The organism is Vibrio kanaloae (genome assembly GCF_024347535.1).
In the GTDB taxonomy this organism is placed as follows: Bacteria; Pseudomonadota; Gammaproteobacteria; order Enterobacterales; family Vibrionaceae; genus Vibrio; species Vibrio kanaloae.
Genome location: NZ_AP025497.1, coordinates 1103485 through 1125642, shown reverse-complemented (window position 1 = coordinate 1125642; position 22158 = coordinate 1103485). Strand labels below are relative to the sequence as shown.

Annotated in this window: 19 protein-coding genes; 6 read left to right on the top strand and 13 right to left on the bottom strand. The window is 44.7% G+C overall.

Going from position 1 to position 22158, the window contains the following annotated elements; translation table 11 throughout:
• Positions 1-97 precede the first annotated feature (97 nt).
• On the bottom strand, positions 98-367 hold the full coding sequence (locus tag OCV24_RS05370) for a hypothetical protein (protein WP_010439986.1): 270 nt from the start codon (positions 365-367) through the stop codon (positions 98-100).
• 204 nt (positions 368-571) lie between these two features.
• Between OCV24_RS05370 and mnmA the strand changes: the two genes are divergently transcribed.
• The 3 genes from mnmA to purB all read left to right on the top strand — a co-directional run bounded on the left by mnmA (position 572) and on the right by purB (position 3883).
• Positions 572-1708 carry a tRNA 2-thiouridine(34) synthase MnmA gene (mnmA, locus tag OCV24_RS05365; protein ID WP_046223809.1) on the top strand — a complete coding sequence of 379 codons (1137 nt, stop codon included), beginning with the start codon at positions 572-574 and terminating at the stop codon, positions 1706-1708.
• A 43-nt stretch (positions 1709-1751) separates the two neighbouring features.
• Positions 1752-2369 (top strand): high frequency lysogenization protein HflD, encoded by a 618-nt coding sequence (gene hflD, locus OCV24_RS05360; protein ID WP_017057060.1) that lies wholly within the window; start codon positions 1752-1754, stop codon positions 2367-2369.
• 143 nt (positions 2370-2512) lie between these two features.
• Positions 2513-3883, top strand: a complete 1371-nt coding sequence (gene purB, locus OCV24_RS05355) for an adenylosuccinate lyase (protein WP_150878220.1) — start codon at positions 2513-2515, stop codon at positions 3881-3883.
• Positions 3884-4194: 311 nt separating this feature from the next.
• Here the strand turns inward: purB and htpX are convergent, their stop codons facing one another.
• On the bottom strand, positions 4195-5058 hold the full coding sequence (gene htpX / locus OCV24_RS05350) for a protease HtpX (protein WP_029627079.1): 864 nt from the start codon (positions 5056-5058) through the stop codon (positions 4195-4197).
• 278 nt (positions 5059-5336) lie between these two features.
• Between htpX and OCV24_RS05345 the strand changes: the two genes are divergently transcribed.
• Positions 5337-5504: a hypothetical protein gene (locus tag OCV24_RS05345; protein WP_167514258.1), complete on the top strand. Its 168-nt coding sequence runs from the start codon at positions 5337-5339 to the stop codon at positions 5502-5504.
• An 84-nt stretch (positions 5505-5588) separates the two neighbouring features.
• Here OCV24_RS05345 and bioD read toward each other — a convergent pair whose 3' ends face one another.
• The 4 genes from bioD to bioB are packed head-to-tail and all read right to left on the bottom strand — an operon-like array spanning position 5589 to position 9323.
• Positions 5589-6272, bottom strand: coding sequence for a dethiobiotin synthase (bioD, locus tag OCV24_RS05340; protein WP_150878218.1), 684 nt, complete (start codon positions 6270-6272; stop codon positions 5589-5591).
• Entirely contained in the window at positions 6269-7072 is an 804-nt protein-coding gene (gene bioC, locus OCV24_RS05335) for a malonyl-ACP O-methyltransferase BioC (protein WP_136996596.1), read from the bottom strand. Before bioC ends, bioD begins: the two co-directional genes overlap by 4 nt.
• Complete coding sequence (bioF, locus tag OCV24_RS05330) at positions 7073-8284, bottom strand: 8-amino-7-oxononanoate synthase (RefSeq protein ID WP_150878286.1); 1212 nt, start codon at positions 8282-8284, stop codon at positions 7073-7075.
• Positions 8271-9323 carry a biotin synthase BioB gene (gene bioB, locus OCV24_RS05325; protein ID WP_150878216.1) on the bottom strand — a complete coding sequence of 351 codons (1053 nt, stop codon included), beginning with the start codon at positions 9321-9323 and terminating at the stop codon, positions 8271-8273. The genes bioF and bioB overlap by 14 nt, the downstream gene beginning before the upstream one ends.
• Before the next feature lie 159 nt (positions 9324-9482).
• Between bioB and bioA the strand changes: the two genes are divergently transcribed.
• Positions 9483-10760, top strand: coding sequence for an adenosylmethionine--8-amino-7-oxononanoate transaminase (gene bioA, locus OCV24_RS05320; RefSeq protein WP_150878214.1), 1278 nt, complete (start codon positions 9483-9485; stop codon positions 10758-10760).
• A gap of 101 nt (positions 10761-10861) precedes the next feature.
• Here the strand turns inward: bioA and serS are convergent, their stop codons facing one another.
• From serS to lrp, 5 genes are all read right to left on the bottom strand, one after another.
• Complete coding sequence (serS, locus tag OCV24_RS05315) at positions 10862-12169, bottom strand: serine--tRNA ligase (RefSeq protein ID WP_137007240.1); 1308 nt, start codon at positions 12167-12169, stop codon at positions 10862-10864.
• 142 nt (positions 12170-12311) lie between these two features.
• Complete coding sequence (locus tag OCV24_RS05310) at positions 12312-13667, bottom strand: replication-associated recombination protein A (RefSeq protein ID WP_241908847.1); 1356 nt, start codon at positions 13665-13667, stop codon at positions 12312-12314.
• Between the two features lie 64 nt (positions 13668-13731).
• Entirely contained in the window at positions 13732-14328 is a 597-nt protein-coding gene (lolA, locus tag OCV24_RS05305) for an outer membrane lipoprotein chaperone LolA (protein WP_046223800.1), read from the bottom strand.
• Positions 14329-14403: 75 nt separating this feature from the next.
• A complete protein-coding gene (locus OCV24_RS05300) occupies positions 14404-17454 on the bottom strand; it encodes a DNA translocase FtsK (RefSeq protein WP_150878212.1) in 3051 nt (1016 codons plus the stop codon).
• Between the two features lie 163 nt (positions 17455-17617).
• Positions 17618-18112, bottom strand: a complete 495-nt coding sequence (gene lrp, locus OCV24_RS05295) for a leucine-responsive transcriptional regulator Lrp (protein ID WP_017057048.1) — start codon at positions 18110-18112, stop codon at positions 17618-17620.
• A gap of 156 nt (positions 18113-18268) precedes the next feature.
• On the opposite strand from lrp, the gene ald reads away from it, so the two are divergent.
• Entirely contained in the window at positions 18269-19393 is a 1125-nt protein-coding gene (gene ald, locus OCV24_RS05290) for an alanine dehydrogenase (protein WP_017057047.1), read from the top strand.
• 157 nt (positions 19394-19550) lie between these two features.
• On the opposite strand, the gene OCV24_RS05285 is transcribed toward ald, so the two are convergent.
• Both OCV24_RS05285 and cysB read right to left on the bottom strand, forming a co-directional pair.
• Positions 19551-20753, bottom strand: a complete 1203-nt coding sequence (locus OCV24_RS05285; RefSeq protein WP_077680617.1) for a methyltransferase — start codon at positions 20751-20753, stop codon at positions 19551-19553.
• Positions 20754-20901: 148 nt separating this feature from the next.
• On the bottom strand, positions 20902-21876 hold the full coding sequence (cysB, locus tag OCV24_RS05280) for an HTH-type transcriptional regulator CysB (protein ID WP_046223797.1): 975 nt from the start codon (positions 21874-21876) through the stop codon (positions 20902-20904).
• Positions 21877-22158: the final 282 nt, after the last annotated feature.

Genomic DNA, 22158 nt, shown 5'->3' with positions numbered 1-22158 from the left:
TAGTCTAAGTCAAGGGGAAATAGGTGGCGGATTCTACCGCGCTATATTTAACGCGGCAATCTTTCAAACTATAGCAAACGTTTGCCGAACTATTTTTTTATTCGCCTTCCATAAAGCTTAGATCAGGCAGCATTCCTAAATGCTCTGCATAACGCTTTTGATTAAACTCTGCACCGTTCTTCATTACATCAAACACTTCAATAGCCAATGCACATGCCATCGCCGCAATCGCCTCTTCACGAGGAGTGCCTGTCATCATTAAACGCATTAGCGTCTCTTTTACTTTTACAGGTTCGCCATCTTCAAGCTGATTTTCAATAATCTCAATCAACTCTTCTTCTTGCATAAATTCATTTTGTTCAGACATTTTTTATCTCAGGTCTTGGATTTCGAGCGACTATGCCACATATACTTCTGACATCCTAGCGACTCACCTCGCTCTCATGCAATTCTCTAACAAAGTCAGCGCACTATTTTGTGCAAATGAAACTGTGATTCCGGTCTCGGATCTGTCACGGCGTTTCTCTTTCTGTTAGAATCTGCGACCAAGTAATAGTAACGGTGTTTAGACATGTCAGATATCAGCTCTGGAAACAGCGAAAAGAAAGTAATTGTCGGTATGTCCGGCGGTGTAGATTCGTCAGTATCGGCGTATCTTCTTCAGCAACAAGGCTATCAGGTAGAAGGCCTTTTCATGAAAAACTGGGAAGAAGATGATAACGAAGAGTACTGCACGGCAGCTGAAGATCTTGCTGATGCTCAAGCGGTATGTGACAAATTAGGTATCCACCTTCACACTATCAACTTTGCTGCAGAATATTGGGACAACGTATTCGAATACTTCCTTGAAGAATACAAAGCAGGTCGTACTCCTAACCCTGATATCCTTTGTAACAAAGAAATCAAATTCAAAGCATTCTTAGAGTTTGCGGATGAAGTGCTAGACGCAGATTATATAGCGATGGGTCACTACGTTCGTCGTACTTTCCCTACTCAAGAAGAGCTAGATGCTGGCATTAAGCCAGCAATGCTACGTGGCCTAGACAGCAACAAAGACCAAAGCTATTTCCTATATACGCTTAGTTCAGATCAAGTAGCACGCAGCCTATTCCCTGTTGGTGAATTAGAGAAGCCTGAAGTGCGACGCATTGCGGAAGAACAAGACTTGATCACCGCGAAGAAGAAAGATTCAACAGGTATCTGCTTTATTGGTGAACGTAAGTTTACAGAGTTCCTTGGCAAATACCTACCAGCACAACCGGGTAACATAGAAACACCAGAAGGCCAAGTGATTGGTCAACACCAAGGCTTGATGTACCACACGCTAGGTCAGCGTAAAGGCCTACATATCGGCGGCACCAAAGGTGGTGGCGGTAATGAAGAACCATGGTTTGTTGGTGAAAAAGACCTTAAGCGTAATGTACTGATCGCAGTACAAGGCAAAGACCACCCGCTTCTGAAATCAGAAGGTTTGATCGCATCTCAGCTTCATTGGGTAAATCGCACACCAATTACTGAAGTTATGACATGCACGGTAAAAACACGTTACCGTCAAACCGATATTCCTTGTACAATCATCCCAATTGATGATGAGAACATTAAGGTTATCTTTGATGAGCCACAAATTGCTGTGACCCCAGGCCAATCAGCGGTATTCTACCAAGGCGAAGTATGTCTTGGTGGTGGTATCATCGAAAAGCGCATCTAATCAATCAAACGACAAACGATAGAAGACAACTAGGAGTTACTACGTGGCTAATACACTTTATGACCGTACTATTGCTTTCGCCGGAATTTGCCAAGCTGTGGCTTTGGTTCAACAAGTAGCGAAAGACGGCCATTGTGATAAAGATGCCTTCGAAGCTTCACTCAGTGCCATTGTAAATACCAACCCAGCGAATACCGTGGGTGTGTTTGGCCGAGAAGCTAACCTAAAGCTTGGCCTAGAGTGCTTAGTTAAAGGTATCGATAGTACTCCAGCGGGTAGCGATATCACTCGTTACATCATCAGCTTAATGGCGCTTGAGCGTAAGCTATCTTCTCGCAACGATTCTATGTCTCAGCTTGGTGACCGCATTCAAACTGCAGAACGTCAAACGGAGCACTTTGATCTATTTGACGAGCAAATGATCAGCAACCTTGCGAGCATCTACCTAGATGTAGTGAGCCCAATCGGCCCGCGCATTCAGGTTTCTGGTACGCCGGCTGTACTTCAACAGACGTCGAGCCAACATAAGGTTCGTGCACTGCTTCTATCAGGAATTCGAAGCGCTGTTCTTTGGCGCCAGGTTGGTGGTAAACGCCGCCATCTTATCTTCGGTCGCAAGAAGATGATCGAGCAGGCTCAAATCCTACTAGCTCGAATGTAATTTATTAGCTCGCGCCTCGTCGCGAGCTTGTTTTTTATATCAACACAACTCTCACGCAAACGATTGCGCAATGTGCGTGACAATTGAGATTGTTACTGGTATAAACCTCTCAAAATTTAGAAAACTCAATTCAGGAGAACACCATGGAACTGTCAGCATTGACTGCTGTTTCACCAGTAGACGGCCGTTACGGAAGTAAGACTATTGCATTACGCAGCATCTTTAGTGAGTTTGGACTACTAAAGTACCGCTCTATCGTTGAAATTCGTTGGTTACAAAAGCTTGCAGCAACTGATGCAATCAAAGAAGTACCAGCGTTCAGTGCAGAAGCTAACCAGTTTCTTGATGAACTAGCCGCTAACTTCAGCGAAGAAGACGCTCTGCGTATCAAAGAAATTGAGCGCACGACAAACCACGACGTTAAAGCGGTTGAATACTTCTTGAAAGAGAAAGTTGCTGGCGTTCCTGAGCTTCACGCAGTTAACGAATTCATTCACTTTGCATGTACTTCTGAAGACATCAACAACACATCTCACGCGCTTATGCTTAAAGAAGCTCGTGACACAGTGATTCTTCCGGAAATTCGCAACGTAATTGAGGCTATCAAAGCACTTGCGAACGAGTACCGTGATATTCCTCTATTATCTCGTACACACGGTCAGCCAGCTTCTCCTTCTACGATGGGCAAAGAGATGGCTAACGTTGCATACCGCATGGAACGTCAATACAAGCAAATCGAAAGCGTTGAGATCCTAGCGAAAATCAACGGTGCTGTAGGTAACTACAACGCTCACCTTTCTGCATACCCTGAAGTTGAATGGCACCAGTTCAGCGAAGAGTTCATCACTGAATCTCTTGGCGTAACTTGGAACCCGTACACAACTCAAATCGAACCTCACGATTACATCGCTGAGCTATTCGACGCTGTTGCTCGTTTCAACACAATACTTCTAGACTTCGACCGTGACGTTTGGGGTTACATCGCTCTTGGTCACTTCAAGCAGAAGACTATTGCTGGCGAAATCGGTTCTTCGACAATGCCGCATAAAGTTAATCCAATTGACTTCGAAAACTCTGAAGGCAATCTTGGTCTAGCTAACGCAGTATTTAGCCACCTTGCACAAAAGCTTCCAGTTTCTCGCTGGCAACGTGACCTAACTGACTCTACGGTTCTTCGTAACCTAGGTGTTGGTGTTGGCTACGCAATCATTGCATACACTTCAACTCTGAAAGGTATTAGCAAGCTAGAAGTTAATCGTGAAGCGCTACTTGCTGAACTAGATAAGAACTGGGAAGTACTGGCTGAACCAGTACAAACAGTAATGCGTCGTTACGGTATCGAGAAGCCATACGAGAAGCTAAAAGAGCTAACTCGTGGTAAGCGTGTAGATGGCGAAGGCATGCGTGCATTCATCAACGGTCTTGAAATCCCTGCAGACGAGAAAGTTCGCCTGAAAGAGATGACACCAGCGAACTACATCGGTCAAGCAATCGAGCTAACTGACAAGCTGTAAGATTCGAATTTCGAATTACAGAATAGACTAAGGCTTCCCATGTGGAAGCCTTTTTTTTGAGCGAAACAAAGTGTACTGAGCAAGAGCTGCAATCAAAAAAACACAAAGTCCCCCTTCTAATCACCCTACTTATATCAGTTCATGAGGTATCACCCATTAAATATCGTAGCCCTCAGTCACCAGTACCCCTCAATTACCAAACACATACCCCTCGGATACTTACTGTCTTAAACACCAAGATCAAAAAAGGCCTCCCGAGGGAAGCCTTTCAAAGGTATCTTATCGACTAGCGACGACAGAATACCTAGCGACTACATGTTACGTAGAGACGCAATACGCTTATCTAGTGGTGGATGGCTCATTAGAAGTTCTGTTAGAGACTTTTTACCGTTGATACCAAATGCCATCATAGAACCTTCTAGTTGTGGCTCGTGGCTCACCTTTAGACGCTCTAGCGCTGCAATCATCTTCTCTTTACCCACTAGGTTTGCTGCACCTGCATCAGCATGGAATTCACGATGACGGCTGTACCACATCGTAATGAAGCTTGCTAAGAAACCAAATACCAACTCCAGCACCATAGATACACCGAAGTACACCATCATATTGCTGCCACCCTCTTCTTCGCTGTCATTTGACGCAACAATGTTGGCGATGAAACGAGATAAGAAGATAACGAACGTGTTCACAACCCCCTGCATTAACGTCATGGTCACCATATCGCCGTTCGCGATGTGGCTAACTTCATGCGCTAATACCGCTTCAGCTTCATCACGCGTCATGTTGTGTAGCAAGCCTGTTGATACCGCTACCAATGAATCGTCACGCTTAGCACCTGTCGCGAATGCGTTGATGTCTGGTGAGTCGTAGATCGCCACTGTTGGCATACCAATACCAACTTGTTGAGCTTGACGGCTTACCGTCTCCATCAACCAATGTTCTGTTTCATTACGCGGACTTTCAATGACCATGCCGCCTACAGAGCGCAGCGCCATTTTCTTTGACATCATTAATGAAATGAATGAGCCGCCAAAACCAAATACCGCAGCCATCACCAATAAGCCTGAGAGACTTCCTGGTTGCATACCTGTGACTGCGTATACAATATTAAGAACAACACTTAGTACCAATACAACCGCAAGGTTGGTTGCAAGGAACAACATTACTCGCTTCATTACTTATCTCCGCATCAAAGCTATTTTTGTAAACTTATTGTTATAGATACAAGGCAGAGAGCAATATATTCCAACCTTGAAGACTTATACTTACTTATACATATAGTCTTAGATTAAGAAAACAAGGTTAAGCATTAAATTGCAACATTTGATTACGAAGCTGCATTCGGATTACTCGCATTCTATTAGACCTAAGTCGTATGGTATCGATATAACAATCCGTTTACAGTGGCTTCAGATGATTTATTGGCTTGTCCATGTACAACAAGGGAACAATCATGGTTGAAGGTACTAACACTCAAATGGCTATTGATTTACTGTGCTGTCACCTAGGGATTACTGAAGAAGAAGCAAAGAAACAGATCGGTATTCTTACGCCACAAGCAGCGCAGACCAATATAACAGAGACACAACAAGCACTAATGGGACTGACAAAAGAGTATTAATCCCAAGCTTAACTCTACACAGGCTTAAAATAGCAAAAGGGCTGCAATCGCAGCCCTTTTCTTGTTTCACGTATAACTTGAGAATTAAAGTTCAAGCAATGGCTGTACATTAATGTACTTACCAATATTCTTAGACTTCGCTTTTGGTACGTAAGGGATCTCACCTAACTTTGGCGCACCAAGCTTATCTTCAAGCATCGCAATAATATCTGCGTAGTGTTCAGTGCCTGGGTTAATGCGGTTTGCTACCCAACCGACTAGATTTAGACCATCTGCACGAATCGCTTCTGCGGTTAATAGAGCGTGGCTCAAACAACCCAGCTTAATACCTACCGTTAATACAACTGGAAGCTGCTCTTTCTTAATCCAGCTAGACAAGTATTCGTCATCTGAAACCGGTACACGCCAACCACCAGCACCTTCAACTAAAACGATGTCAGAGTTCTGCTTATGCTGTTCTAGCTTCGCTGATAATACCGCTTCATCAATCACGACACCGTCATGCTTCGCGGCGATGTGAGGCGATGATGGTAGCAACAACGCGTATGGGTTGACGTCTTCGTAAGCAATATCTTGCGTCGCCGCTTCTCGAAGATGCAGCGCATCGCTATTACGTAAACCTTCAGGGTATTTCTCACACCCTGCAGCAACTGGCTTATAACCAATTGTCGATAAATCTTGTGCGGCCAAAGCTTGAAGAATCGCTTTTGAAACCACAGTTTTTCCCACTTCGGTATCCGTACCTGCAATGAATAATGCATCAATCATAATTGAATAACCCCTAAACAAACTTGATATGTTGCTGGTAAGAAACCTTGATGGTTTTTAAACTCTCGATATTCCCGTTCAACAAGCTGTAACATGCGACGACTTGTTAAACCTTGTGAGCGACCACTTACGTGATTAGCGCCGATACCTTTAAGGTCGCGCATCAGTTCAAACGCAGTGTCGTACCAAACAGTGATGGTGGGCAAGTCTAGTTGATGAGCCGCACAGCTAGATTGCGCTAACGCAATTTTTACCTGATTGATTGTGATAAAATGGTTAACGTGTTGATGTGCGTCAATTTTTGACCATGACTTTTTCAGTTCAAACAGTGACCCATCAAGCAAAGTTGAGAAAATAACACGCCCACCAGCCGCTGTAACACGCTTCATCTCTCTCAAAGGCGACGACAAGTCGTCACACCATTGCAACGCAAGGCTAGAGAAAACGATGTCAAAACACCCATCTTCAAACGGCAATTGTTCAGCATCGGCTTGTTGGTATAAAGAGACAGATGCACCACACCGCTTCTCTGCTGTTGCTAACATTCCAACAGAAAGATCAGCGCAAACCACTTCGGCGCCTCGTTTTACAAGTTGCCCTGAGAAATAGCCAGTACCACAACCTAGATCCAGCACCTTGAAACCTGACAGATCGCTGGGTAGTTTATCCAGTAATCGGTGGCCAACATCGCGCTGAAATTCAGCGTGTTTATCATAGGTTGTTGCTGCTTTACCAAAGGCTTCGGCAATCGCACTCTTATCTTGGCCGACGTAATTATGCACTACTGCTTCTTGTGACATTTACTGAGCCTCTTTATTTGATTCAAAGCTTGGATAGATATGCGATTTAATGCCTGAGCCGATGTTTCGTTCAATGGCTTGATGCAACGACCTGGTTAATTGAAGTATCTGTTTTTGGCTATGGTTAGCCGTTAACGTGATTCGTAATCGAGCGGTTCCAGCAGGAATGGTTGGCGGCCTTATTGCGGTCACCCAAACTTGGTTTTGCTTTAACTCTTCAGCTATCGACAACGCAGCTTGGGCTTCGCCGATTAAAAACGGCTTAATCGGAGTCTGAGTATCCACAAAGCCTTTCAAACCATTTACCTGCTCTGTATAGAGAGCCCCTAACTCAGTCAGCTTTTCTCGGCGCCACTCTTGCGTCTGAATCATCTGACACGCATGAGACAAAGCCACCGCTTGTGAAGGTGGCATCGCCGTCGAATACACATGATGACGCGCAAACTGAGTTAAGTAATCCCCCACTTCTGACGAACAAAGAATCGCAGCACCAGAAAGGCCAAATGCTTTACCAAAGGTCACCACCAAGATATCAGGTGAGATTTGTGCGGCGTTGCAGCTCCCTGCCCCTTTATCACCTAATACGCCAATACCGTGGGCATCATCAATCGCCAACCAACTGTCGTATTGATTAGTCAGGCTAGAGATATATTCGAGAGGCGCTTGGTCACCATCCATGCTGAATACGCCTTCAGTGACGACTAACGATTGTGGAGACCGACCTAATAACGACTCTAGATGTTGTGTATCGTTGTGCTTAAAGCGTTTCATTGTTGCAGGACAAAGCATCCCCGCTTCCATCAAAGAGGCGTGGTTAAATTTGTCTTGCAACAGAGAGTCGCCTTTTTCGAGCAGAGAAAACAACAAGGCTTGGTTCGCACTGAAACCAGAACTAAAGAGAATGGCACGTTCAAAACCCAACCATTCACAAAGTTGAGCTTCTAAATTTCGATGAGCAGGACTAAAACCCGTGACCATTGGCGATGCCGCACTGCCAGCACCATACTGAGAAAGTCCCGCTTGCCAAGCCTCCACCAATTCAGGATCGCTCGCCAAGCCTAGGTAATCATTACTCGAAAAATTAATGAAGCTAGAACCTTCGCTAGTAAGCAAAGGACCATTACTGCTTTCGAGTACCTTGAGTTGACGAGTTAGCCCCTGTTCGCGGCGTTGAACAAGGGCATCTTTGATACGAGATTTAAACAGTGGCATCGTAGAACATGTCATCTTTCGTTGGACGAGCAGCAACGCGCTCCACCACTTGATCTAACAGTTCGTTTTCTTGAATTTCATCAGGCTTCTGAGCCACTTGTTGGCTGTTGATACCTAACTTCTTAAACAGCTGCATATCCGTGTCTTCATCTGGGTTTGGCGTAGTCAGTAACTTACAACCGTAGAAGATAGAGTTCGCGCCAGCCATGAAGCACATCGCTTGCATCTGTTCATTCATATTCTCGCGACCTGCAGATAGACGAACCGCAGACATTGGCATCATGATACGAGCAATCGCAATCAACTTAATGAAGTCAAAAGGTTCAACATCATCGACGTTTTCCATCGGTGTGCCTTTCACTTTCACGAGCATGTTGATTGGCACACTCTCAGGGTGTACCGGAAGGTTCGCTAGCTCTACCAGCAGGCCTGCACGGTCATTGGTACTTTCGCCCATACCAATAATGCCACCAGAACAGATCTTCATACCGGCATCACGCACGTGAGATAGCGTATCTAAACGATCTTGGTAAGTACGAGTGGTGATGATGCTGCCGTAGAACTCAGGAGACGTATCAAGGTTGTGGTTGTAGTAATCCAAACCTGCATCCGCTAACTCGCCAGCTTGATCGGGGGTTAACATGCCTAGTGTCATACAAGTTTCTAGACCCATACCTTTCACACCTTTGATCATATCAGTCAGGTGAGGCATATCGCGTTCTTTCGGGTTTTTCCATGCCGCGCCCATACAGAAACGAGTCGAGCCTGCGTTCTTGGCTTTTTGCGCCGCATCCAAAACACGCTCTACTTCCATTAGGCGTTCTTTGTCGACATCCGTTCGGTAGTGAGCACTTTGAGGGCAGTACTTACAGTCTTCAGGACAAGCACCGGTCTTAATCGATAGAAGCGTACTCACCTGCACGTGGTTGTGCTCTTGGTACTGTCTATGAACCACTTGAGCTTCAAACATTAAATCCATAAACGGTTTTTCAAGCAGCGCTGTTACTTCAGCGACTGTCCAGTCATGACGAACTTCCACGTGTCGATCCTTTTTTATTATTTGATGTTTCATCTCTATCAATAGAGATTGCATTTATGCTTGGCTAGTCTACCGACAAGCTTTAGACTGTCAATACATTGATAATATCAAAAGTTTACATCTGATTATTTTTTAATCACACCAGGAATGGAAGTTACTATGGATCTCGCCTTTGATCGCCAGCATATCTGGCATCCCTACACATCAACGTTAACACCTCTGACCTGCTATCCAGTCACCAACGCAGACGGTGTTTACCTAGAATTAGAAGGCGGAAAACGAATTATTGATGGTATGTCATCTTGGTGGTCAACCATCCACGGCTACAATCACCCTGAGCTAAATGCTGCAGCTCACAGCCAAATCGATAAGGTTTCACACGTTATGTTTGGTGGCATCACCCACCAACCCGCTATCGATCTATGTAAGAAGCTTTTGAATCTCGCGCCAAGTAATCTTGAGCATGTATTTTTGGCCGATTCAGGTTCAGTAGCCGTAGAAGTGAGCCTCAAGATGGCACTGCAATATTGGCACGCTAAAGGACAACCTCGCTCAAAGTTCCTAACACTAAGAGATGGTTACCACGGGGATACCTTTGCGGCGATGTCAGTGACCGACCCTGACAACTCGATGCACAGCCTCTACAAAGGCTTTTTACCGGAGCACATTTTCGCTGACTCGCCAAAAACAGGCTTTTGGGATCAATGGGACGCGAACGACATCAACAGCTTTCGAGAAAAGCTGGCAACACACCATCAAGAAGTCGCAGCCGTGATCTTAGAGCCTATCGTTCAAGGGGCTGGCGGCATGCGCATCTACCACCCTGAGTTCCTAAAACAGGTTCGCTTACTGTGTGATGAATTCAATGTATTGCTGATCTTGGATGAGATTGCGACCGGATTTGGCCGCACAGGGAAACTGTTCGCTTGTGAGCATGCCGATGTTCAACCGGACATCTTATGCGTAGGCAAGGCTTTAACTGGTGGTTATATGACATTGTCAGCAACGCTTGCGAGTAAAGAAGTTGCTGACACAGTATGTGGCGGTGAAGCGGGCTGCTTTATGCACGGACCAACCTTTATGGGCAACCCATTGGCTTGCGCAGTCGGTGCGGCAAGTTTATCCATCATCGAGCAAGGCCATTGGAAAAATCAGACTCAACAGATTGAACAGCTTTTCTCTGAGTTGCTACCACCGTTACGAGGGCATGATCTCGTCAAAAACGTTCGCTGGTTGGGCGCTATTGGCGTCGTTGAAACCCACACGCCTGTCGATATGGAAACCATTCAAGCGCACTTTGTAGAGCAAGGCGTTTGGATCCGCCCATTTGGTAAGTTGATTTATATGATGCCTCCTTTCATTAGCAAGCCTGAGCACATCGAACAACTTGTTTGCGCCATTGATAGCGCATTAAAAAATAGCCACTGCTTTACTTAACTCATGCAGGTCGCGTCTTATACGTCTACCTTTATCTTATCGCAAATAAAAAACCCAGCCGAATGGCTGGGTTACAGAATTAATAGGGCTCTAGGAGCTAACTAACCAATGTGCGTTACGCCGCCCATGTATGGCTGAAGTACTGCTGGGATAGCAATACGGCCGTCAGCTTCTTGGTTGTTCTCAAGAATAGCAACCATAGTACGACCTACAGCAAGACCAGAACCGTTTAGTGTGTGCACAAGTTCAGGTTTCTTCTCACCTTTACGACGGAAACGAGCTTGCATACGACGCGCTTGGAAATCCCACATGTTTGAACAAGAAGAAATCTCACGGTAAGTCTCTTGTGCTGGAACCCATACTTCTAAGTCGTAAGTTTTCGCAGAACCGAAGCCCATGTCGCCCGTACATAGAATCACTTTACGGTAAGGAAGTTCTAGAAGTTGAAGTACTTTCTCAGCGTGACCTGTTAGCTCTTCAAGCGCTGCCATTGAGTCTTCTGGCTTGGTGATTTGTACTAATTCAACTTTGTCGAATTGGTGCATACGGATAAGGCCACGAGTGTCACGACCGTAAGAACCCGCTTCAGAACGGAAACATGGTGTGTGAGCTGTCATCTTAAGTGGCAGTTCAGCTTCGTCAGTAATCGTGTCACGAACCATGTTCGTTACCGGTACTTCCGCAGTAGGGATAAGCGATAGAGTCTTAAGAGGAACATCACTCACTTGTTCAGTCAGCGGACTTGTGTGGAATAAGTCTTCGCCGAACTTAGGAAGTTGACCAGTACCGTATAGGCTATCGTGGTTCACTAGGTACGGTACGTACATTTCTGTGTAGCCGTGCTCATCAGTGTGAAGATCCAGCATGAACTGAGCAATAGCACGGTGCAGACGTGCAAATTTGCCTTTCATCACGATGAAACGAGAACCCGAGATTTTAACTGCGCTAGCAAAATCAAGACCGCCAGACATTTCGCCAAGATCCACATGATCTTTCACTTCGAAGTCGTAAGTCTTAGGTTGACCCCAACGAGAAACTTCTACGTTGTCGTCTTCGTCTTTACCATCTGGCACTTCTACGTCAGGAAGGTTAGGAATAGACATGGTGATCGTTTCTAGCTCAGATTGAAGGTCAGCCAATGCGACTTTAGCTTGGTCTAGTTCTGCGCCTAAGTTGCCTACTTCTGCAAGGATACGCTCAGCTTCTTCATGGTCGCCTTTTGCTTTCGCTTGACCAATGGACTTCGATCGAGAGTTACGTAACGCTTGTAGCTCTTCAGTTTTCATCTGAAGGGACTTACGTTTTTCTTCAAGTTCACGAATTGTCTCTACATCAAGGGCGAAACCTCGACGTGCTAATTTTGCCGCTGTTTCATCCAGCTCAGCTCGAAGTAATTTAGAATCCAGCATTGCTAATCCTATGCTTTAGTTATTTGAATATTCAGTAGTTTGCTACTGAATCACTGCTAAACCCCTAAAATTGGTGCTATTTCGACCAATTTATAACGATTTAATTGAATTTTTATGACTAGGTAACGATATCCAAAAAAGACTACTTTTCATAGCGTTTTTGTGGGCTTTTTGCGTCCAAATCCGCCAGATAATCTAGCTTCTCGCCAATCTTGGTCTCTAAGCCTCGTTTTGTTGGGAAATAGTATTGCTTCTCTCCCATTTCAGGAGGCAAATACTTTTCGCCAGCGGCGTAGGCTCCCGGTTCGTCATGAGCATAACGATATTCTTGCCCATAGCCCATGTCCTTCATCAAAGTTGTCGGTGCATTTCGTAAATGATGAGGCACTTCATATTCAGGAAGGTTGTGCGCATCGGTTAACGCTTGTTTCCAAGCGGTGTAAACGGCGTTACTCTTTGGTGCACACGCTAAATAGACAACCGCTTGAGCAATCGCACGTTCCCCTTCCGCAGGGCCAATGCGAGTAAAGCAGTCCCAAGCTGACATCGCTACCTGCATGGCCCTTGGATCAGCATTACCGATATCTTCAGAAGCAATCGCCAGTAAACGTCTTACGATATACAGAGGGTCACAGCCCGCGGCAATCATTCGCGCCGACCAATACAGCGCGGCATCGGGATTAGAGCCACGAATTGACTTATGAACGGCAGAGATTAGGTCGTACCAAATATCGCCCTTGTTATCGAAACGAGCGACTTTCTCACCAGCTACCTCAGCTAACAACTGCAACGTTATCGCTTTCTCGCCTTTGTCGTTGTCTTCTGCCATGTCATACAGCAGCTCAAGATAGTTGAGCGACATACGTGCGTCACCGTTGACCAGTTCAGCAAGGCGATCTAAGACGTTATCGGCAAAATTGGCAGACACATCACCCAACCCACGCTGTTTATCTTCGATAGCTTGGCGAATAACGAGGGAGATATCCTCAGTATTGAGAGAAGTCAGTTTGTAGACTCGCGCACGCGACAACAAAGCGTTATTCAATTCAAAAGAAGGGTTTTCTGTAGTCGCGCCGATAAACGTAACCGTGCCATCTTCGATATGAGGTAAGAACGCATCTTGCTGACTTTTGTTAAAGCGATGGACTTCGTCCACAAACAGAATTGTTCTACGCCCGGCTTGCTTGTTTTCACGCGCTTTTTCAATCGCAATTCGAATATCTTTTACGCCCGAGGTTACCGCTGATACGCGTTCAACCTCTGCGCTCGCATAGTTCGCAGCCACTTCCGCTAACGTGGTTTTACCGGTGCCAGGAGGACCCCATAAAATCATCGAGTGAATATGGCCCGCTTCCAACGCTCTGCGAAGCGGTTTACCTGGACCCAATATATGCTGCTGACCGATATACTGTTCAACAGTTTCAGGTCTCATACGAGCAGCAAGGGGACGAAAATCTTCGTCCCCTGCAAAATCTAAGCTGTAATTACTCAATTGCAATCTCTTGATTCGTTGATGGCATCAATGCCTATCGACTTACTACCAAACGATCTGTCAGTTTGGATCAATTTCTTTGGTCGTCGACCTCGACACCTTGTGGCGCCACAAAAGTAAAGCGGTCTGCTGCTGGCTTACCTAAGTCAACATTACTAAAGGTAAACTCCCCTTTCTGACCATCTTGTTCAATCACATTAAAGCCCTGAACAATGCCCTTTTGGGTGATATTAATCTGGAAATCACCCTGATTAGAATCCACAGCCGTTGGCGTTAACGTAAATTGATTACCAGTTTGCGCGACGTTGTAGTTATCCCAATCGCTTTCTTGGTTACGAGTAAGCAGGACGAAAGGTGTTTGTGATGTCGCTTGCTCTTGCCAGTAAATGCTCACTTGCTCAATGAACGGGCTGTAATACCACAAGCTTTGACCATCAGATACCAACAAGTTTTCATCAGGGAACGTGGTCTCCCAGCGGAACAAGCTTGGGCGTGCAATCTCTACCGTGCCCTCACCTTCCATAACAACATCACCATCAGGGCTAGTGACGACTTGTTTAAAGTCAGCACTAAAGCCAGCGTTCAATGCCAAGCGGCTACTCAACTCTTCTTTCGGAGAAGCAAACACTGAGAAGCTCATAAATAAAAGTGCGAATACTTTTTTCATCAATAATCCTGTTAAAACATAAGTCTGTCATATTTTCGATTTGACCGACTTAATGGGTATGAGTTCCTAGTGGAACTAATTTTTTGGTGGTGCTGGCGCTAAGACCTCTCGATTACCATTATGGCCTGGAGCACTTACAATACCTTGCGCTTCAAGTTGCTCGACAATACGTGCGGCGCGGTTATAGCCGATCTTGAATCGACGCTGAACACCCGAAACGGAACCTCGACGTGAATGAACCACGTGCTCGACAACTTGATCAAACAAAGGGTCAACTTCTTCATCGCCTTCCATTTTTTCACCCGGTAATAGTGCTTCTGGGGTTTGGTCGCCGTTAGTAATCTCTTCAATATAATTCGGCTTGCCACGTGCTTTCCAGTTATTCACAACCGCATGCACATCATCATCTGATGCAAAGGCACCATGTACACGAATGGTATGACTAGAACCTGGTGGTAAGTAAAGCATATCACCCATACCAAGTAGCGACTCCGCACCACCTTGGTCAAGAATGGTTCTAGAATCCGTTTTAGTCGATACGGTAAAAGCAACACGTGTTGGTATATTGGCTTTGATAAGACCTGTAATTACGTCTACAGATGGACGTTGAGTTGCAAGAATCAAATGGACACCGGCTGCTCGCGCTTTTTGTGCCAAACGAGCAATCAGCTCTTCTACTTTCTTGCCCACGACCATGATTAGATCAGCAAATTCATCAACGATCACCACAATGTAGGGCAGCTTTTCAAGCAATGGTGCTTCAGGGTCCATGCTGTCCCCCGGCTTCCATAATGGATCATGAATTGGGTGACCCGCATCAGCAGCCATCTTAAGCTTATCGTTGTAGCCTTTAATGTTACGAACACCAAGCGCCGACATCAGCTTGTAACGACGTTCCATTTCGCCGACACACCAACGAAGGGCGTTAGACGCATCTTTCATGTCAGTCACAACTTCAGACAATAGATGTGGAATACCTTCATATATAGACAATTCCAACATTTTTGGGTCAATCATGATGAAACGAACGTCTTCAGGTGATGCCTTGTAAAGCATACTCAAGATCATCACGTTCACACCTACAGACTTACCAGAACCAGTAGTACCCGCAACAAGAACGTGTGGCATTTTCGATAGGTCAGCAATAACCGCTTCACCTGCGATATCTTGCCCGAGGACTACGGTCGTTGGTGATTTCGCTTCTTGGAACTGAGTACTGCTCACCACATCTGAGAAGAATACCGTTTGACGACTCATGTTCGGTAATTCCAAGCCTACATAAGGCTTACCCGGAATAACCTCCACGACACGTACTGCCAATGCAGACAGCGAACGTGCTAAGTCCATTGAAAGTCCTGAGATACGGCTTACTTTCACACCGGGAGCCAAGTCTAGCTCAAATCGAGTAATCACTGGACCAGGGAAAATATCAACTACATCAGCTTTGATCTTGTAGTCCGCTAGTTTCGATTCAACCAGACGAGCAATCGCTTCTAGAGCGTCGCGGTCGATAAAGGTTTCACGTTTTTCAGGGTGGAACAACAATTCAAGTGTTGGCAACGGCTCTGCTGGCTTTGGCAAGTTCACATCTTGCTGAACTAAAAACGGATTTTGGGCCGCTGCCATATTAGCCTGTGCTTTAGACACTTTGCTTTGAAACGCAGCAACATCTTGGTCTTCATGTAAAGGCTCTTCTTCTGTCACTTCTTCCCAAGGAAGATCAACGATAGGATCTTGCCTTTGCTCTATTGAACTCGTAAGTTCAGACTGCTCTTGTCCATTAGACAAAGACTCAGATTGTTCTGTGTTTTCGTCTTCTGCTCGTTCAACATCAAACTTTGAATTCTGTTCAAAGAACGGATTTTCAGTCATATCAATAGGTGGCTCTTGCGCTGAAAACGCTTGTGACATTTCTCTTTTCTCATCCACTGATGTCGCATTATCGACGTCAATATCACTAGCAGCACTAACTTGTGACTGATCACTCTGCGCATATTCTTGGTATGAGATTTGAGATTCGAGTGCATCCACCTGATCATGTTCAGCAAGATCATCTTCATACATAGCGGCACTTTCTAACTGTTCTATAGTCGCATTCAACTGTTTTGAACGCTCTACACCCTCTTCCAATAACTCATTTGTATCTTGATAGACGGGGGGAACAAGGGGCTGCTCTACAGGGACTCTCTCATTGTGAGCTGATGTTTTTTGTTCATTTGAGGAGGCAACCGTCTTATTAGGAGCCTCTACAGGCATGTGGATATTGTAATGGCGCCTCGGCAATGCAGTATCGTCTAACGTGCTTGTAGCAGTCTCTGAAGGCTCAGCTGTCGCAGGGAAACTCATTGCAGGATCAAAAGCGGTTTGATCTGCGTCTTCAGTAAAAGATATATCCCGGTAAGTAGGCTCTTGATGACGCGTTTCAAGTCGATCTCGGTCTTCCGACTCCTTCAACTCAGGTTCTAGCAGTTCTTGATCTTGTCCGCGTGCTCGATTGACTGCAGACGTAAAAAGTTTGAGCGCGCCTTCGCCTAGCCATTCAACAATACTTAGCCAAGAAATACCCGTTAATAAAGTAAAGCCAGCCCCCCATAAGAACAGGAGAACAAGTGTGCTACCAAGAATATTCAGAGTTGGAAGTGCAAGGCTACTTAGTACATCACCAACCACACCACCTGATGAAAAATACCAAATGTCGTCAAAATTGATATCCGCTAGGCCACAACTAGTAAGAATCAGCACAGTGAGCCCAAGTAAGCGAGATCCCCATAACATGAGGTCTATCTGTTCGTCTTCATTACGTTTTCGGAACAGCACCCATGCAGTAACCGTTACCAATATAGGTATCGGGTAGGCCAGAGAGCCAAATATAAAGAAAAGTGTATCCGCTAACCATGCACCTAGATAGCCACCCGCATTTTGAATGTCACCACCCCATGCCGTTTGTGACCATGATGGGTCTGCAGGACTAAAAGTTAATAACGCCACGGCAAGTAGAATAGAGAAGAGAACACCCAGTATGAGGCTGCACTCTTTTAGACGTTGAGAACCACTTAAACGAGGAGACTGAGGCTCTTCACTCGTTTTAATGATAGTTTCTACTTTATTACTGCTCTGCTTGAACATAAACCAACTTAATAATTGAACGAGATAAAAACACATCGAGCGGACCAAGCCGCTCGTTTCAATGAAACTACTGTTGATTTAACCATATCAAACCAAAAAACCCAATTCCAGAAAGCAAGAAAGCGGAACAAAAGTCCGCTTTCTTTCATTTCATCAATTATGATTAACGAGTCTTAATCACAAGTTGATTAGTTTGTTTCACTTCTTCCATTACCACGTAAGTTCTAGTGTCGTTTACGCCTGGTAGACGCAGCAACGTATCACCTAATAACTTACGGTAAGCACCCATATCGGATACTCGAGTTTTTAGAAGGTAGTCAAAATCACCCGACACTAAATGACATTCTTGGATATCATCAAGTTTCTGAACAGCAGTGTTGAATTGCTCGAACACATCTGGAGCACCACGGTTCAACGTAATTTCAACAAACACTAAAAGTGAAGCATCGAGGTACTGTGGGTTCAGCAACGCTGTGTACCCATTAATGTAACCTTGACGTTCTAAACGGCGAACTCGCTCAAGACATGGAGTTGGAGAAAGTCCTACTCTTTTCGAGAGTTCAACGTTTGAGATACGACCGTCTTTTTGCAACTCATTAAGAATGTTGCGGTCAATACGATCTAGTTCCTTGGACGGCTTCTTATAATTGTCTGCCATTTTTTATTCCACCTTATTACTTCCTTGCAAAAAAATATACTACAACTTTTTAATATTCAGTATCAAATTTTATTTAAACCCATCTATACTAGCTATTAATTCGACAGAATTACCCTACACATAGATAAAACAACCAAAATAAAATAAGGAATCAGGATGATCATTGGCGTACCTAAGGAAATCAAAAACCACGAATACCGCGTTGGTATGACCCCAGCTAGCGTGAGAGAACTCATTTCACACGGCCACCAAGTTTTTGTAGAAACCAATGCCGGTAATGGTATCGGTTTTTCAGACGATGATTACATCGCTGTAGGCGCATCCATTCTTCCTACTGCTGCTGACGTTTTCGCGAAAGCAGAGATGATTATAAAGGTTAAAGAACCTCAAGCTGTCGAGCGAGCGATGCTTCGCGAGGGGCAAATATTATTTACCTATTTACACCTTGCACCAGATTTTCCACAAACTGAAGAGCTTATCAAGAGCAAAGCTGTCTGTGTAGCCTATGAGACTGTAACAGATAATATGGGTCGCTTGCCACTATTAGCACCAATGTCTGAAGTTGCTGGTCGCATGTCTATTCAAGCGGGTGCACAAACATTAGAGAAATCTAATGGTGGTTGTGGCCTTCTTCTTGGTGGCGTTCCGGGTGTTGAGCCCGCGAAAGTTGTTGTTGTTGGCGGTGGTGTTGTTGGTGCTAACGCAGCACGTATGGCTGTTGGCCTTCGCGCTGATGTTACAATCCTTGACCGTAACCTAGATACACTTCGTCGCTTGGATGAAGAATTTCAAGGCCGCGCAAAAGTGGTTTATTCTACTGAAGACGCTATCGAGAAGCATGTTCTAGAAGCTGACCTAGTGATTGGTGCTGTACTGATCCCAGGCGCAGCGGCTCCTAAACTGGTTACTAAAGAGCATATCGCTAAGATGAAGCCAGGTTCAGCAGTTGTTGACGTTGCAATAGACCAAGGTGGTTGTTTCGAGACTTCTCACGCAACCACTCACGCAGACCCAACTTACATCGTTGATGACGTAGTTCACTACTGTGTTGCAAACATGCCTGGTGCCGTTGCTCGTACTTCTACTTCCGCGCTAAACAATGCAACACTTCCTTACATTGTTAAACTAGCAAACAAAGGCTACCGCGAAGCACTTCTGTCTGATGAAGGTTTCTTAGAAGGACTAAACGTCATTCACGGTAAAGTGACTTGTAAAGAAGTTGCAGAGAGCTTTGACCTGGAATACGTAGACCCAGCAGAAGCTATCGCAATGTTTAACTAATGATGTAGTGACTAACTGAGCGTAAATTTTCTCGTTGAAGAGTTCAGTTAATCCACACATTAAAAGCCAGTCCGACATTTCTCGAACTGGCTTTTTTGTATCTGTAACACTATTTTTCAACAGCGATGATAAACGCCCTGTCTGAAACTCGTGTGATTTATCGGTCGTTCTTAACACCATGAATCAACAAGTTTCGAGGCGTGACACTGCGTTCGCAAAACTCTTCGAGAGTTACTTCATAGCCTTGCTCTTGCAAGTAAATAGCTCGATCCAAAGCTAACCATACCTCCAATGGTCGCCTAAAAACTTGTTGAACTAAGCTCAGTTTCTCCATTTCCCAGAAAAGCGTCTCGCCTTGAACCAGATATGATTCAAAGTCGATACCCGAACAAAGTGAGATATTTTTCACTTCGGCCGCCCATAGGCAAAATGACTCAAACCCCTCGGATAACTCTGATTTTTTAATACTCGGTACCGGGATGTATTCATTGATACTACGTTCAGCCTTGAGCAGTTGGCTAAAACCCAAACGATAACTCATCTCTAACTGACGGTGCCTCTTTACCCTTTCTCCACCTGTAACGGTTTCTTGAAGTGGGATTCGTAAATCACTCTTGCTCAATGTCAAATCAGAACTTTTCGCAACCGACGACATCGCTTGGTAGTTTTCATTACGAATAAGATGGTAGCAACAAGGGGAGATAGTGACGGCTGGTAGCCCATGTGACACAGATTTTTTCACTAACTCAACATGCAGGTCGCCACAGGCATGCAGTGCTACAGCGTGTTGGTCTGTATTAAAGACATCATCTGCACTTTCAGAAAGCGCATCACCTTGAACAAAGGTCATGTCTAGGCGTTGTGCATCTGCAATCTTTTGTCCGCTTTCACACAGCGATTGCTGCCACTCGAAACTGGTGACTTTTTGCTTCGATTGTTGAGATAAGATTCGACCGAGAAAACCCTTTCCAGAACACCACTCCAACCACTCTTTGCCATGATGGTGTTCAAGCAAAGCTTCACCCATCGAAACAATCTGTTGTAGCTTTCTTCCCGGAATGCCATCTTCGGTACCTCGTGGAAGCGTTAGCCCTTTATGTGCTGTGAAAGTGAACTGAATATTTTGATTCGCTTCCTCTAATTCGGGAAGAAAACCAATAAGCTCTTCAACCAAAGCTTGAGGCTGCTCTTTAAGAATCTGAATATTCTCGATACTCAAGCTATTCAGCCAATCAACAAGCGGCCGATTCACATCAACCCAAGGTCGTTGCTGGGTTTGGCATAGGTGGAAAGATTCTGAACGCCAGTAAACTTGGTGCTCTAACAAGAATGAGTCGAGTATTTTAAATCGTGAATGCATGCTTCCCCCTATGGTGCGAGGATTGTAGGGGTAAGAAACAGAAATGGAAAGGGTCGATATAAAAGAGAACAGCAAAGAAAGATCGAAATCAGAAAGAAAACGGCCTGTATCTACAGGCCGAATAAGAATCTAGATTTGCACGATGAGATTAACGAACAGGTAGCTCAATATCTTTAAACATCTCTTCAATCTCATCATTCGATTTAAGAGAGATAGCCTGCTCGACAACAGGGCGCGTTAGGTGAGGCGCAAAACGCTCCATGAAATCAAACATGTAAGAACGTAGGAAGGTACCTTTTCTAAAGCCGATGCTTGTGGTACTTGCACCAAACAGATGGCTGGCATCAATGGCCACCAAATCAGTATCTTGTTCTTGGTCGATGGCCATACTTGCAATAACACCAACACCAATCCCCATTCGAACATAAGTCTTAATCACATCAGCATCAGTGGCTGTAAATACCACTCGAGGTGTTAAGCCAACTTTATTGAATGCTGTATCAAGCTCAGAACGACCAGTAAAACCAAATACATAGGTAACCAGAGAGTAAGCAGCAAGATCTTCGATAGTGATATTTCGTTTTTTCGCCAGAGGATGATCTTTAGTAACAACTATTGAACGGTTCCAATGGTAACAAGGCAGCATAATCGCATCTTGGTAAAGATGAAGCGCTTCCGTTGCAATTGCAAAATTAGCCGTCCCCTTAGCAACCGCTTCCGACATTTGGCTAGGCGTACCTTGGTGCATGTGAAGTGATACTTTTGGGTAACGCGCAGTGAAACCTTTAATCACATCAGGCAGAGCATAACGAGCTTGAGTATGTGTTGTTGAAATATTCAATGTCCCCATCTCAGGATGAGTGTGTTCACCCGCAACGGATTTAATACTTTCAACACGGGCTAAGATCTCTTGAGAGATACGAATAATATCTTCACCAGCTTGGGTAACCTGCGTTAAATGTTTACCGCTACGTTCAAAGATCTGAATCCCTAACTCATCTTCCAATAATCTAACTTGTTTACTAATACCCGGTTGAGATGTGTACAAACTCTCTGCTGTCGCAGAAACATTTAGGTTATGGTTTACAACCTCAACAATGTACTTCAGTTGCTGTAACTTCATATTAAACCCCGTAATCCTTTACTCATTTCTGTGATAACTTATTTGTAAAGGGAGCGTTATAGTCTCGTGTAATATAATTAATAGTTATAACGCCTCAAGCCCTAAAATGACAGAAATATTGAGTTTTTATAGGTTAAAAAAACAATAATACCAATAACGCTTTGCAACCTACTCCTCATTCTCATACATTAGTTAGTAAGTTTTGATTGCCGATTACGCTCAACAAGAGATAATGATAAATTGCAATTTACGAGTGCCGATACGCCATGGAATCGTGTATCC

Bases quoted from the DNA above. Each gene is read 5' to 3' on its own strand.
- bioD (WP_150878218.1), bottom strand. From the start codon at position 6,272: ATGATTGATGCATTATTCATTGCAGGTACGGATACCGAAGTGGGAAAA.
- OCV24_RS05345 (WP_167514258.1), top strand. From the start codon at position 5,337: ATGGTTGAAGGTACTAACACTCAAATGGCTATTGATTTACTGTGCTGT.
- purB (WP_150878220.1), top strand. From the start codon at position 2,513: ATGGAACTGTCAGCATTGACTGCTGTTTCACCAGTAGACGGCCGTTAC.
- mnmA (WP_046223809.1), top strand. From the start codon at position 572: ATGTCAGATATCAGCTCTGGAAACAGCGAAAAGAAAGTAATTGTCGGT.
- cysB (WP_046223797.1), bottom strand. From the start codon at position 21,876: ATGAAGTTACAGCAACTGAAGTACATTGTTGAGGTTGTAAACCATAAC.
- bioC (WP_136996596.1), bottom strand. From the start codon at position 7,072: ATGTCACAAGAAGCAGTAGTGCATAATTACGTCGGCCAAGATAAGAGT.
- serS (WP_137007240.1), bottom strand. From the start codon at position 12,169: ATGCTGGATTCTAAATTACTTCGAGCTGAGCTGGATGAAACAGCGGCA.
- OCV24_RS05300 (WP_150878212.1), bottom strand. From the start codon at position 17,454: ATGTTCAAGCAGAGCAGTAATAAAGTAGAAACTATCATTAAAACGAGT.
- OCV24_RS05285 (WP_077680617.1), bottom strand. From the start codon at position 20,753: ATGCATTCACGATTTAAAATACTCGACTCATTCTTGTTAGAGCACCAA.
- lrp (WP_017057048.1), bottom strand. From the start codon at position 18,112: ATGGCAGACAATTATAAGAAGCCGTCCAAGGAACTAGATCGTATTGAC.
- OCV24_RS05370 (WP_010439986.1), bottom strand. From the start codon at position 367: ATGTCTGAACAAAATGAATTTATGCAAGAAGAAGAGTTGATTGAGATT.
- lolA (WP_046223800.1), bottom strand. From the start codon at position 14,328: ATGAAAAAAGTATTCGCACTTTTATTTATGAGCTTCTCAGTGTTTGCT.
- htpX (WP_029627079.1), bottom strand. From the start codon at position 5,058: ATGAAGCGAGTAATGTTGTTCCTTGCAACCAACCTTGCGGTTGTATTG.
- bioF (WP_150878286.1), bottom strand. From the start codon at position 8,284: ATGCCACTGTTTAAATCTCGTATCAAAGATGCCCTTGTTCAACGCCGC.
- bioA (WP_150878214.1), top strand. From the start codon at position 9,483: ATGGATCTCGCCTTTGATCGCCAGCATATCTGGCATCCCTACACATCA.
- ald (WP_017057047.1), top strand. From the start codon at position 18,269: ATGATCATTGGCGTACCTAAGGAAATCAAAAACCACGAATACCGCGTT.